The sequence below is a fragment of the Bradyrhizobium sp. SZCCHNRI3052 genome, from assembly GCF_032484895.1.
Lineage (GTDB): Bacteria > Pseudomonadota > Alphaproteobacteria > Rhizobiales > Xanthobacteraceae > Bradyrhizobium.
Genome location: NZ_JAUETW010000012.1, coordinates 114,142 through 127,554 on the forward strand (window position 1 = coordinate 114,142; position 13,413 = coordinate 127,554).

Consider the following 13,413-nt stretch of genomic DNA (forward strand, 5'->3'; position numbering starts at 1 on the left):
TTGATCAATCTTGATTAAGCTGATCAATATGAAAAAAGACAGTGGGCTTTACCTATCTGCCCGTGAAGCTTCGGCAGAGCTCGCGATCTCGCCGGCCACCCTCTACGCCTATGTCAGCCGCGGACTGGTCCGCTCCGAGCCGTCTCCGAATTCGCGCAGCAACCGCTATCGCGCCGAGGACATCCGAGCCCTGAAGGAAAGGCGCGCACCGGCCCCCGAGCCGCGCGCCTTCCGCAGCTTCGATGCGGACCTCCCCGTGTTCGATTCCGCCGTGTCGACGATCACCGAAGCCGGTCCGATCTATCGCGGCGTCAATTGCGTCGACTTGGCCGTGCGCGGCACGCTGGAACATGCTGCGACGCTGCTGTGGGACGTGACCGCGCTCGATCCGTTTGCGCCAGGCAACCTTCCGGCCGTGTCGGAGGAGATGGGTTTCATCGCCGATGCTGCGCGGCGCGCGGCGCCGATCGACCGCGCCATCGCGGTGCTGGCGCTGGCGACACATGCTGATCCCGCGGCTTTCAACCGCGCTCCCGACGGTCGGGCGCTGGTCGGCGCGCGCATCGTTCGGCTTGTGGTCGCAACCATGTTGAACCAGCCAGCGTCAGCCGACCCGCTCCATGTTCAGGTCGCGCGGAGCTGGGCGCCCGGACATGAACATGCGCCGGACCTGATCCGCCGCACCCTGGTGCTGCTGGCCGATCATGAGCTGAACGCGTCGACCTTCACCGTCCGTTGTGCGGCGTCGACGGGCCTCAGCCTCTACGATGCCGTCATCGCGGGTCTTGCGGCGCTCAAGGGACCGCAGCACGGCGGCGCCGGCGTCCTGGCGTCGCAACTGGTGAAGGCACTCATCGATCGCGATGTCGCGCCGCTGATCCGCGAGCGGGTGGCGCTCGGCGAGCGTTTCGCCGGTTTCGGCCACGGCGTTTACAAGCACGGCGACCCTCGCGCCATCTCGCTGCTGGAGGCGCTGACGCGCGCCGGTGCGCCGCGCAAATTCACCCGCGAGGTGCCCGAGCGGATCGCGGAAGCGACCGGCGAATTCGTGAACATCGATTACGCGCTGGCCGTGCTGGTTCACAGCCTGCGGCTGCCCGCGGGAAGCGAGCTGGCGCTGTTCGCGATGGCGCGCTGCGTCGGCTGGATCGCCCATGCCTGCGAGCAGCTGCAGTTCGGCCGCCTGATCCGGCCGCGCGCCCGCTACACCGGACCCATCCCGGGGCGCGGCGCTACCCTGGAGACGCTCTAGCGACCGCCGTCCGCCTATTCCGCCGTGCCGGCCGCCAGCTGAGTTTCGCGTCGCTTCCGCACGAGCCACAGCACGAGCCAGACCACGATCGTGCCCGCGACAGTCGCGATGATCCAGGTGGACTTGGCGATATGGCTATGATGCGGAATGCCGCCATAACGGTGCAACAGCTGCACGGCGAACACTCCGGGCAGGACATGGGCGCCGGCCCACAGCACGATGGCAGGGATGTTCACGGCGTAGAAGCGGGGCGGAGGGATGTCGAGCGCGCCGGCCGTGATCGGTACGACGGCGCGGATCGGCGCGATAAAGCGGGCGAAGAAGATCGCCAGGGTGCCGAAACGGTGGAACAGGGCCTCGCTCTGCGCCACCAGGCGCGGATAGTTCGAGAACGGCCAGCTCGTCAAGATCTCGCGCTGCCTGCGATGGCCGACCCAGAACGCCCCGCCGTCCCCCAGCACCGCGCCCAGGATCGCCGCCGCCAGCACCCACTGCAGGGTCAGCTCGCCGCCCGGAATCAATGCGCTCAGCGCCAGGATGATGGTCGTGCCTGGAACCACCGAGCCCACGATCGGGATCGCCTCCAGCAGGGCGGCCAGAAACAGGGTGAGATAAGCCAGTCCCGCATGCGCTGAGACGAAGGCAATGAGGGGATCAAGCAGATGGGCCACGCGGTTCCTGTTGGTGCAGAGGGTGGGCGGGGAGCTCCTCGATAAGTAGGAACCCCGGCTCCGGGTGCCACGTCGAGATCCTGGGAAGAGCCGGTGGGCGGAAAGGTGGCACGATTCGCAGGGCAGCCTTTCGAAAACGGCCACTCATACCTATCTCGATGATATAACGACGGAACTTTGATCAAGGCTTAGGCTTCTGCCCGCGCGTGCTCTCTGCTAGGCTGGCGTCGAAGCCCTTCAACCGCAGCCAAACATGAAATCTGGTTTCGGGAATGCCCGGGACCTCGGAGGATGAATGACGACCGCCGCTACGACCAATGCGCAGGAGATGACCGGTGTGCCCGACATGAAGGTGTCGGTGCGGCAGGTGTTCGGGATCGACAGCGACCTTGAGGTGCCGGCCTTTTCCGCAAGCGACCCGCATGTTCCCGAAGTCGACGCCGACTACCGCTTCGACCGCGCCACCACCCTTGCGATCCTGGCTGGCTTCGCCAAGAACCGCCGCGTGATGGTGACTGGTTACCACGGGACGGGCAAGTCGACTCATATCGAGCAGGTCGCGGCGCGACTCAATTGGCCCTGCGTGCGCGTCAACCTCGACAGCCATATCAGCCGCATCGACCTCGTCGGCAAGGACGCGATCGTGGTGAAGGACGGCAAGCAGGTCACCGAATTTCGCGACGGCATCCTGCCCTGGGCGCTGCAGCACAACGTCGCGCTGGTGTTCGACGAATATGATGCCGGCCGCCCCGACGTGATGTTCGTGATCCAGCGCGTGCTCGAAGTGTCGGGCCGCCTGACCCTGCTCGACCAGAACAAGGTCATCAAGCCGCACCCGGCGTTCCGTCTGTTCGCGACCGCCAACACCATCGGGCTCGGCGACACTTCGGGCCTCTATCACGGCACCCAGCAGATCAACCAGGGCCAGATGGATCGCTGGTCGATCGTCACCACGCTCAACTACCTCGCCCATGACGAGGAGGTCGAGATCGTGCTGGCCAAGGCCAAGCACTATCAGAACCCGCAGGGTCGCGACACCGTCAACAAGATGGTGCGGCTCGCCGACCTCACGCGCAACGCCTTCGCCAATGGCGATCTGTCGACGGTGATGAGCCCGCGCACGGTGATCACCTGGGCCGAGAACGCCGAGATCTTCAGTGACATCGGCTTCGCCTTCCGTGTGACGTTCCTCAACAAGTGCGACGAGCTCGAGCGTCCGCTGGTCGCGGAATTCTATCAGCGCTGCTTCAATGCGGAGCTGCCGGAATCCTCCATCAACGTGGCGCTGAGCTGACACACCGGCGTCGTTCTGGCCTCGGGCCGGGACCCATACGCCGCGGCCTCTCTCGTCGGGTGATGCGGGAGAGCGAGTGCGAACAAACGAACGCCGGTGGTTATCGGGCCTGGCGTTCGCCGGGACGATAGCCGCAGGAATCAGATGACCACACCGAGCAACAAGCCCCGTCCTGGCGTCAAGGAAGCACCGACCGAACCTTTCAAGAGGTCGGTCACGGGGTGCCTGCGCGCGATCGCCAGGGCGCCTGAGCTCGAAGTCTCCTTCGCGGCCGAGCGTCCCGGCCTCGCGCCGGGCAAGGCCCGGCTGCCGGAGCCGGCGCGCAAGATGACCAAGCGCGACGCCGCCGTCGTGCGCGGCCATGCCGACTCGATCGCACTGAAGCTCGCCTGCCATGATCCGAAGATCCATCGCAAGCTGATCCCGGGCAATCCGCAGGCGCGTGGCGTGTTCGAGGCGGTCGAGCAGGCGCGTGTCGAGGCGATCGGTGCAAAACGCATGGCCGGCGTCGCCAAGAATCTCACGGCGATGCTCGACGACCATTTCCATCGCGGCAAGTATGACGAGATCACCGACCGCGCCGACGCACCGCTGTCGGATGCGCTGGCGATGCTGGTGCGCGAGCGGCTGACCGGCATGGCGCCGCCGAACGCGGCGCGCAAGGTGGTCGATCTCTGGCGTCCGTTCCTGGAGGACAGGATCGGCCAGCGCCTCGATGAACTCGGCCGTTTCACCGAGGACCAGGCCAAGTTCGGCGACCTGGTTCACGATCTGCTCTCGGCGCTGGATCTCGGCGACGAGCGCAACGCGGATTCGGAAGAGGACGAGGACAACGACGACAATCGCGATGGCGACAATGAGCAGTCCGGCGCCGAGGGCTCGCCGGATTCCGACGCTGCCCAGGAGATGAGCGCCGACCAGGCGCAGACGACGTCGGACGAGATGTCGGAGAGCGCGATGGAGGCGGCCCAGGCCTCGGCGTCTGACACGCTCGACGACGGCGAACTCGGCGACGACGAGACGCCGGGCGAGGCGACGCGTCCGAACCGCGGCGGCGCCAACGAGCCGCGCGGCCCCGAATATCACGCCTTCGCGCCGAAATTCGACGAGGTCATTGCCGCGGAAGACCTGTGCGACCATGACGAGCTGGAGCGGTTGCGCTCCTATCTCGACAAGCAGCTCGCGCATCTGCAGGGCATCGTGGCGCGGCTCGCCAACCGGCTGCAGCGCCGGCTGATGGCGCAGCAGAACCGCGCCTGGGAGTTCGATCTCGAGGAGGGCATCCTCGATCCGGCGCGGCTGTCGCGCGTCGTCATCGACCCCTATCAGCCGTTGTCATTCATGCGCGAGAAGGAAGCGACCTTCCGCGACACCGTGGTGACGCTGCTGCTCGACAATTCCGGCTCGATGCGTGGGCGGCCGATCACGGTGGCCGCGACCTGCGCCGACATTCTCGCGCGCACGCTGGAGCGCTGCGGCGTCAAGGTCGAGATCCTCGGATTCACGACGCGGGCATGGAAGGGCGGACAGTCGCGCGAGGCGTGGCTTGCCGCCGGCAAGCCGGCCAATCCCGGCCGCCTCAACGACCTCCGCCACATCATCTACAAATCGGCCGATGCGCCGTGGCGGCGGGCGCGCAAGAATCTCGGTCTGATGATGCGCGAGGGGTTGCTGAAAGAGAACATCGACGGCGAGGCGCTCGACTGGGCGCACAAGCGCCTGCTCGGGCGTGCCGAGCAGCGCAAGATCCTGATGATGATCTCGGACGGTGCGCCGGTCGATGACTCCACGCTGTCGGTCAATCCCGGTAACTATCTCGAGCGGCATCTGCGCCACATCATCGAGGAGATCGAGACCCGCTCGCCGGTCGAGCTGATCGCGATCGGCATCGGCCACGACGTCACGCGTTACTACCGTCGCGCGGTGACCATCGTCGATGCCGAGGAGCTCGGTGGCGCCATCACCGAGAAGCTCGCCGAATTGTTCACCGAGACCCACGCGGCGCCGCAGCCTGCGCCGGGGCAAAAGCGCAGGCTGCATTCGTAAGCGGCCGTCGGCCGGCTGCGTGCCTCCTCCGGCTCGGAGGAGGTGGGGGAGGGGGCTCCGCTAACGATGTCGCTGCAGGCGATTGCCGACCGCAGGCGCTTTCTCGCGCTGACCATCGGCGGAGTGTCGGCATTCGCATGGTCCAAGACGGCTTTTGCGCAGCTTGCGCCGGCGCCGGTTCGCAGACGCGTCACCATCGACGAGCACTCCGTCACATCGGCGGTCAAGATCGAGGTCAACGCGCGACCGCTGCCCTCGTTCGACCTCCGCGATCGGACGCATCTGCGCTTCGGGATGCTGCAATATCGCAGCGGCGTGGCGCTGACCTCGTCCTTTCCCGGCTTCGGCGGCCTGTCCGGCATCCGGCTCGATGCCAAGGGTGAACGCTTCCTCGCGGTCAGCGACAAGGGCGGCTGGTTCACTGGCCGCATTGCCTATTCCGGCCGCGAGATCGCGGGGCTCGCCGATGTCGAAGCGGCGCCGCTGCTTGGTCTGGACGGACGTCCCATCACCGATCGCGGTTGGTATGATTCCGAGTCGCTCGCGCGCGATGGAGACATCGTCTATGTCGGCCTCGAACGCGTCAACCAGCTCTTGCGCTACGACTTCGCCAAGGGTGGAACCGGCGCGCGCGGCGAGATCGTGCCGCTGCCGCCAGCCGCCAAGCGGCTGCCCCACAACAAGGGACTGGAGGCGTTGGTGGTCGTGCCGAAGGGCCTGCCGCTCGCCGGCACCCTGATCGCGCTCTCCGAGCGCGGTCTGGACCCGAACGGCAATCTGCTGGCCTTCCTGATCGGCGGACCGGCCGCGGGACAGTTCAGCATCGTTCGCAGCAACGACTTCGACGTCAGCGATGCCGTGCTGCTGCCGTCGGGCGATCTTCTGGTACTCGAACGCAAGTTCTCGCTGTTCAACGGGGTCGGCATTCGAATCCGCCGGCTGACGCTGGCGCAGATTGCGCCGGGCGCGCTGGTCGATGGTCCGGCGATCTTCTCCGCCGATCTCGGCCAGGAGATCGACAATCTCGAGGGCATCGATGCGCATGTGACGCCGGAGGGCGAGACCGTGCTGACGCTGGTGTCCGACGACAACTTCTCGATGATCCAGCGCACGCTCCTGCTGCAGTTCACGCTGATGGAGTGAGCTGCGACGCCGCTGCGGCGGCTCGCGTTGACCGCGGCTCGTCCATGATCGACACTCGCGGCCATCAGATCATCGCGTCAACCGTCACAACCTGGAACTCAGCATGAGCGCCCTGTTCACTCCGATCAAGCTGCGCAGTCTCGAACTCGCCAACCGCATCATGGTGTCGCCGATGTGCCAGTACTCGGCCGAGAATGGCGCGGCCAATGACTGGCACTTCACCCACATCAACACGCTGGCGCTGTCGGGCGCGGCGATGTTCTGCATCGAGGCGACGCATGTCGAGCCGATCGGGCGCATCACTCCCGGCTGTCTCGGGTTGTGGGACGACGTGACGGAAGCTGCGCTGAAGCCGATCCTGGCCTCGGTTCGCAAACATGCGAAGGCTGCGGTTGCGATGCAGCTCGCCCATGCCGGCCGCAAGGGCTCCAGCCACAAGCCGTGGGATGGCGGACAGCAGATTCCGCTCGCGGACGGCGGATGGCAGACGGTCGCGCCGTCGGCCCTGCCGCACAAGGAGGGCGAGCTCGCGCCGGAGGCGCTCGATCTCGCGGGCCTGGCCCGCATCCGCGATGCGTTCGTTTCCGCATCGCAACGGGCGGCGCGCCTCGGCATCGACGCGATCGAGCTCCACGGCGCGCATGGCTATCTGTTGCATCAGTTTCTGTCGCCGATCGCCAACCAGCGCACCGACAGCTACGGCGGGTCTCTGGAGAATCGCATGCGCTTTCCGCTCGAAGTCTACGATGCGGTGCGCGCCGTCTTCCCTGCGGACAAGCCGGTCGGCATGCGTGTCTCGGCCACCGACTGGGTCGACGGCGGCTGGGATCTCGAGCAGACCATCATATTTGCGCAAGCGCTGAAGCACCGCGGCGCCGATTGGATCGACGTCTCCTCGGGCGGCGTGTCGCCGTTGCAGAAGATCACGCTCGGACCCGGCTATCAGGTGCCGTTCGCCGCGGCCGTGAAACAGGCGACGGGGCTTCCCACCATTGCGGTCGGTCTCATCACGCAGGCGCAGCAGGCCGAGGAGATCGTGGCCTCGGGCAAGGCCGACATGGTCGCGCTGGCCCGCGGCATGCTCTATGACCCGCGCTGGGGCTGGCACGCGGCAGCAGAGCTCGGCGGACAAGTCGCCGCACCTCCGCAATATTGGCGCTCGCAGCCGTCGACGCAGAAGGAGCTGTTCGGCAAGACGACGTTCGGCGCACGCTGACCGCTCGCTTCCGGGTGTGATCGCTTGCCCCGGCAGTCAATTCCAGGTAGCGTGCGAAGGTGGTGCCGCGTGTGGCGGGTCATGGCAAGCGATGTTCGCCGAGCGGTTAGCGACAGACCAGGATCTCAGTAGCACCTCCAAGCGCGCCGGAGTCTGGCGCCGGCTTGGCGCGTTGCTGATCGACATGGTGGCCATCGCGGCCATTCTGCAGGTCTGCGCGTTGGTCCTTTTTCCGCTGAGCCACGGCCGCGTTCAGTTTGCCGACGGCATCTATGCCATCAGCTGCAGGAAGCTTGACGCGATCCCGTCCGGGGTCGCCGTGCCCGCCGATCTCAAGCCCAACCGGATCGTCGATTGCACAAACAGCGTGTTCGGCCTGCCCTCTGCCCGCATGGTGCGGGTCGCGCAGGTCACGCGGGACGGTCCGTTCACCAAGGAAGTCCACGTCGACAGCATGCTCGATGCGGAGGGCACTCCGGTCAAGGGACTCTCGCTCGGGATTTTCCTGCTGCCGCTGTTGCTGGTTCTGCGCGCCATATTCGACACGGCCGCCGGCACGCCCGGCCGAAGGATTTGTCGTATTCGTCTGGCGAGCGCCGATTGCAGTGCAGTGACGAATGCCGCGGCCGGGCGGCGTTACGGCCTGCTGCTCTTGGTCGTGAGTCCAGCGCTGATCTGGTCGGTCGTGGTATCATTCCTGGACATCGCCGCGTTGCCGGCATCCTTGCTCATTGGCGTGACGCTCGCATCGTATTGTCCGCTGCTGATCGTCGGCCTCGCTGCATGGCGGCAAGTCTACATGCGAAGGGACAGCTGGTACGACCAGTTCGCAACCACTGCCGTCTATTGCGTTGATCGCGGGTGGGCAAGTGCCGAGCCGTCAACTCCGCTCTCGCCCGCGCCGTTGAGCCCGCAGCGGAGCTACCTTGCCCGGCACTGGCGCGGTGAGCTGTCCTTGCCCGTGTCGTACTGGGTCAACGGAGCACTGCTCGGGGTGATTGCGACGCTCGCGATCGAAGTCGTGACCGCGCTGGTCGCGCAGCAGGGATTCGATGCGCAGCCGCTGCCGGCGCTCGTCCTGATGTGCGTGATATGGCTCTGCATCTTGTTGTTCACGCTTTGGCAGACCGTTGGCATCTGGCGCTCGTCGACGCGCTATAGCGGTGGCGACAACGGCGCGTGGGGCGGCCTGGCGAAGATCATGGTCGCGCTCGGCGTCGGAATCTCGGTTTGGCATTTCTTCACGCAAGGCCTGCCGCGGATCGCAGGCATTGCCGAAATCGTCGCCGGCGACAGCTCTCTGGGACCGCACCAATTCAAGGTCCTCGCCTCTGGCGAAATGCTGGAATTCACCGGTGGCATCAAGTACGGCACGGCCAAGGAGCTCGAAGGTTTCCTGAACGCGATGTCGGAGGTCAAGACGGTGCGGCTCGATTCGGCCGGCGGCCGCATCCGCGAGGCGCAACGGATGTCCGACCTGATCAAGGCGCGCGGATTGTCGACCCTGGTCGAGAAGCAATGCCTGTCGGCCTGCACCATTGTCTTCTTGGGCGGCAAGGACCGCATCGTCGTGTCAGATGCACGGCTCGGTTTCCATCAGCCCTCCTATCGCGGAATCACCGCTGCCGAGCGCAGCCGGACCATAGCGATCGAGGAGGAGCGGCTGCAGAACCTGGGGCTGTCCCGCGCCTTTGCCGAACGCGCCAATATGGCGGAGCCGAGCTCGATGTGGTTTCCTGACCATGCCGAACTGCTCAGGGAGCATGTCGCGACCCGCCTCGTGCCTGCGACCGCAACTGCCGCGGCTGCGTCGGCAACGAAGGTTCGAACCATCGCGGTGGATGGCGCCGCCCCGAACAGCGAGCAGTCGGCCGCACCTGCCCCGCCGCGGCCCACGGTTTACCTGCCGCCGGACCTCGTGCAGCGACTCCAGTCGGAGAAACCTCCCGGTCGCTTTCCATCACCCATGACGGGCCTCAAATAGCCGCGAGCTGCGCTGACGTGTGCTCGCCCCTCAAACAGTCGGTGATTGTCGGCGTCTCATGACGTGCTAGACTTCGCAGACCACGTGCGGCGATGCCGACTCGTCTGGTCGTGTTTCGTCTCGCGTGACGATGAGCGCATCACGAAGATGCGCCGCAATACAAACGCGAGAGGAAAGCGCTATGGAAATCGGATATTTCACGATGCCCTCGCATCCGCCGGAGTGCGGATTGAAGGAAGGGCAGGAATGGGATCTGCAGGTCCTGCGGTGGCTCGACGAGCTCGGCTATCAGGAAGCCTGGATCGGCGAGCATCACACCGCGCCCTGGGAGCCCCACCCGGCACCCGATCTCATTCTGGCGCAGGCCTTCCGTGAAACCAAGAACATCCGGCTCGGGCCCGGCGGTTTCCTGCTGCCCTATCATCACCCGGCCGAGCTCGCCAATCGCGTCGCGATGCTCGATCACCTCTCCGACGGCCGGCTCAATTTCGGCATTGCCGCATCCGGCCTGCCGAGCGACTGGGCGATGTTCAACGTCGACGGCATGAGCGGCCAGAACCGCGAGATGACGCGCGAGGCGCTGGAGATCATCCTGAAGATGTGGTCCGAGGACGCGCCATGGACGTACAAGGGCAAGTACTGGACGGTGACCAAGCCCGACGTGATGTTCGACTTCCTCAAGCCGCACATCAAGCCGGTGCAGGCGCCGCATCCGCCGATCGGCGTCGCCGGCCTGTCGAAGAACTCCGATACGCTGAAGCTCGCCGGTGAACGTGGCTTCATCCCGATGAGCCTCAACCTCAACCCCGCCTATGTGTCGTCGCACTGGGACTCGGTCGAGGCCGGCGCCGCCAAGTCCGGTCGCAAGCCCAGCCGCAGCGATTGGCGGCTGGTGCGCGAGGTGTTCGTCGCCGATACGGACGAGGAAGCCTGGCGTTTGTCCTCCGGCGACATGATGGGACGGATGATGGGCGAGTACTTCCTGCCCCTGCTCGGTCATTTCGGCTTCAAGGACTATCTGAAGCACTCACCCGACGTGCCCGATTCCGACGTGACGGTGGACTATTGCGCCAGGCGCAACTGGATCGTCGGCTCGCCGGCGACGGTGACCGAGAAGATCGAGAAGATCTGGCATGAGGTCGGCGGCTTCGGCACCCTGTGCGTGTTCGGCTTCGACTACAAGCACAAGCCGGAAGCCTGGCACAACTCGCTGCGCCTGTTGAAGCAGGAGGTGATGCCGAGATTGAGCCACCTCAATGCCGGCCTCACCAAGGCCGCCTAGTCTCTCTTGGCGCCAGCATTCACCCTCCCTTTCGGGCAATGCTGGCGTCAAAAGAAATGTAGCTAAAATTTTCGCGCGAGTGCAGCTTCAGATTTGACGTTTGGGTGACGGTCTTGCCGTTAGGACGGATCCAGGCGTCGAATCCGCCGCATGCGTGTGGCGGTCTGACATTGGGGGCAGGTCATGCGGTTTCGCGTCAGGAAGTTTGCCCATATCCTCGAACGCTCGGGTCTGGCTCTGGCGGGCGCCGCCTGCGGCGTCTTCGTCGGGGCCCATGTCGGCTCCAGCGTTCCGTTGCTGACCACGCAGGGCTTCCTGATCGTGATGATGCTGTCTGGGGCACTGGGCTTCTATCTCGGCATCGACACGCCGCAACTGCCTTTTCATCCTCATGAGGAGAACTCACCGGCGGAGGCGAAGATCGATACGGCCGAATTTCTGAGCGCCGTCGGGACCTTCCTCGCAACCCTCACGGCGTTCTTCGCCGTTGCCATCATCATCCTGCGCGAAGATCCGCACATCGTCTGGACGTCGCTGATCATGGTCGGCTGGATCATCGGCGTGATCATGCAGATCGTTTCCGGCGCGATCGCCCGTCTGCGGCGCTGATTTTCCCTGTTCAATTTTTGGGCTAACGCTGTCGCGAGTTTCATCTTGCGGCGGCGATTGCGATCGTGTGAGCCTTTGCATCAGGGGCTCGACCTGTGATGCCGCGTCGCTCGTGGGCGCATTGCGCGACTGACACAGGTCCTGGCGGCGTTTCCAAAGCGTTGCCCGCGGTCGTATTGGAGCCGTTCTACAGCGCTGCGCGCGGACGATCCAACAGTCCATGCGCCCAGAGCAGGCATCACATCAGAAGCCGCATGGCGATATCGCGCACCTTGGCGCGCTTGATGCATCGCGGCCGGCAATGACATTTGGGAAGTTCATCATGTTGAAACGGGTGCTGCTGGGTGTGGTCATTGGCTGCGGACTGTCCGCGGCGCAAGCGGAGGAGCCGAAGGTCGGCGGCGTGGTCAACGCGGTGATCCAGCCCGAGCCGCCCGGCCTGATGCTGGCGATGGTCCAGAACGGCCCGACGCAGATGGTGTCCGGCAACATCTTCGAGGGCCTGCTGCGCTACAGCCCGAAGCTGGAGCCGCTGCCCGGCCTCGCCGAAAGCTGGACCATCAGCCCGGATGCCAAGGTCTACACCTTCAAGCTCAAGAAGGGCGTGACCTGGCACGACGGCAAGCCGTTCACGTCGGCCGACGTGCTGTTCTCGATCGACATGCTGAAGCAGACGCATGCGCGCGCTCGCAACAACCTCGCAATTGTCGAGAAGGTCGAGGCGCCGGATGATCTCACGGTGGTGTTCACGCTGAAGGAGCCGTTCGGTCCCTTCATTGGCATCTTCGAGGTTGGCTCGATGCCGATGGTGCCGAAGCACCTGTATGAAGGCACCGACTACAAGACCAATCCGTACAACAATGCGCCTGTTGGCACCGGCCCCTTCATGTTCAAGGAATGGCAGAAGGGATCCTTCATCCGGATGGTGAAAAATCCGAACTACCATGAGAAGGGCAAGCCCTATCTCGACGAGGTCTACTGGCAGATCATTCCCGACGCCGCCGCGCGCGCGGTTGCCTTCGAGACCGGCAAGGTCGACGTGCTGCCGGGCGGCTCGATCGAGAATTTCGACGTGCCGCGCGTCTCCAAGCTGCCGGGCGCCTGCGTCACCGGGGCCGGCTGGGAGTTCTTCTCGCCGCTGTCGTGGATGTGGCTCAACAACCGCAACCCGATCCTGGCCAACAAGAAGGTGCGCCAGGCGATCATGTATGCCATCGATCGCGACTTCGCCAAGGACGTGATCTGGAACGGCCTCGGCAAGGTCGCAACCGGTCCTTCGGCATCGACCATCAAGTTCTATTCCGACGACGTGCCGAAATATCCGTACGACCCGGCCAAGGCCAAGGCGCTGCTCAAGGAGGCCGGCTACAAGGGCGAGAAGATTCGCATGCTGCCGCTCGCCTATGGCGAGACCTGGCAGCGCTGGGGCGAGGCGGTGAAGCAGAACCTTCAGGACGTCGGCATGAACATCGAGACGATTGCGACCGACGTGCCCGGCGGCAACCAGAAGATCATGGAGTGGGACTACGACATCGCCTTCACCTATCTGTATCAGTACGGCGATCCGGCGCTCGGCGTGTCCCGCAACTACATCACTTCTGCGATTGCCAAGGGCCAGCTGTTCAACAATGTCGAGGGCTATTCCAATCCGGAGGTCGACAAGCTGTTCGCGGAGGGCGCCACGGCGCCGACCGACGCCAAACGCAAGGAGGCCTATGACAAGGTGCAGAAGGTATTGGCTGAGGACGTGCCCGTGGCCTGGCTGCTCGAGCTCCAGTTCCCGACCATCACCAAGTGCAAGGTGAAGAACCTGATCACCACCGGCATCGGCGTCAACGACGGCTTCCGAGACGCTTGGCTCGACAAATAGCGGTGCACTCCGGGGCGCGGCCATGATCCCCGCGCTCCGGTGTTTC

The 13,413-nt window shown here is 65.0% G+C and carries 10 protein-coding genes; 9 read left to right on the forward strand and 1 reads right to left on the reverse strand.

What is annotated here, in order from left to right; all coding sequences use genetic code 11:
* Positions 1 to 28: 28 nt before the first annotated feature.
* Entirely contained in the window at positions 29 to 1,252 is a 1,224-nt protein-coding gene (locus QW887_RS27255) for a citrate synthase family protein (protein ID WP_315715229.1), read from the forward strand.
* A gap of 14 nt (positions 1,253 to 1,266) precedes the next feature.
* On the opposite strand, the gene QW887_RS27260 is transcribed toward QW887_RS27255, so the two are convergent.
* Positions 1,267 to 1,923 (reverse strand): DedA family protein, encoded by a 657-nt coding sequence (locus tag QW887_RS27260; protein WP_315715230.1) that lies wholly within the window; start codon positions 1,921 to 1,923, stop codon positions 1,267 to 1,269.
* Between the two features lie 295 nt (positions 1,924 to 2,218).
* Here QW887_RS27260 and cobS point away from each other — a divergent pair, with 295 nt between their 5' ends.
* The 8 genes from cobS (at position 2,219) to QW887_RS27300 (ending at position 13,367) form a co-directional block, all read left to right on the forward strand.
* Positions 2,219 to 3,217 carry a cobaltochelatase subunit CobS gene (gene cobS / locus QW887_RS27265; RefSeq protein ID WP_315715231.1) on the forward strand — a complete coding sequence of 333 codons (999 nt, stop codon included), beginning with the start codon at positions 2,219 to 2,221 and terminating at the stop codon, positions 3,215 to 3,217.
* Between the two features lie 144 nt (positions 3,218 to 3,361).
* On the forward strand, positions 3,362 to 5,263 hold the full coding sequence (gene cobT / locus QW887_RS27270) for a cobaltochelatase subunit CobT (RefSeq protein WP_315715232.1): 1,902 nt from the start codon (positions 3,362 to 3,364) through the stop codon (positions 5,261 to 5,263).
* A gap of 66 nt (positions 5,264 to 5,329) precedes the next feature.
* Positions 5,330 to 6,406: an esterase-like activity of phytase family protein gene (locus QW887_RS27275; RefSeq protein WP_316170980.1), complete on the forward strand. Its 1,077-nt coding sequence runs from the start codon at positions 5,330 to 5,332 to the stop codon at positions 6,404 to 6,406.
* Between the two features lie 103 nt (positions 6,407 to 6,509).
* A complete protein-coding gene (locus tag QW887_RS27280) occupies positions 6,510 to 7,622 on the forward strand; it encodes an NADH:flavin oxidoreductase/NADH oxidase (protein ID WP_316170979.1) in 1,113 nt (370 codons plus the stop codon).
* Positions 7,623 to 7,713: 91 nt separating this feature from the next.
* Positions 7,714 to 9,606, forward strand: coding sequence for an RDD family protein (locus tag QW887_RS27285; protein ID WP_316170978.1), 1,893 nt, complete (start codon positions 7,714 to 7,716; stop codon positions 9,604 to 9,606).
* A gap of 181 nt (positions 9,607 to 9,787) precedes the next feature.
* Positions 9,788 to 10,888 carry an LLM class flavin-dependent oxidoreductase gene (locus QW887_RS27290; protein WP_315825518.1) on the forward strand — a complete coding sequence of 367 codons (1,101 nt, stop codon included), beginning with the start codon at positions 9,788 to 9,790 and terminating at the stop codon, positions 10,886 to 10,888.
* Between the two features lie 183 nt (positions 10,889 to 11,071).
* Positions 11,072 to 11,497, forward strand: coding sequence for a hypothetical protein (locus QW887_RS27295; RefSeq protein WP_316195448.1), 426 nt, complete (start codon positions 11,072 to 11,074; stop codon positions 11,495 to 11,497).
* Positions 11,498 to 11,819: 322 nt separating this feature from the next.
* Positions 11,820 to 13,367: an ABC transporter substrate-binding protein gene (locus QW887_RS27300; protein WP_316195450.1), complete on the forward strand. Its 1,548-nt coding sequence runs from the start codon at positions 11,820 to 11,822 to the stop codon at positions 13,365 to 13,367.
* Positions 13,368 to 13,413: the final 46 nt, after the last annotated feature.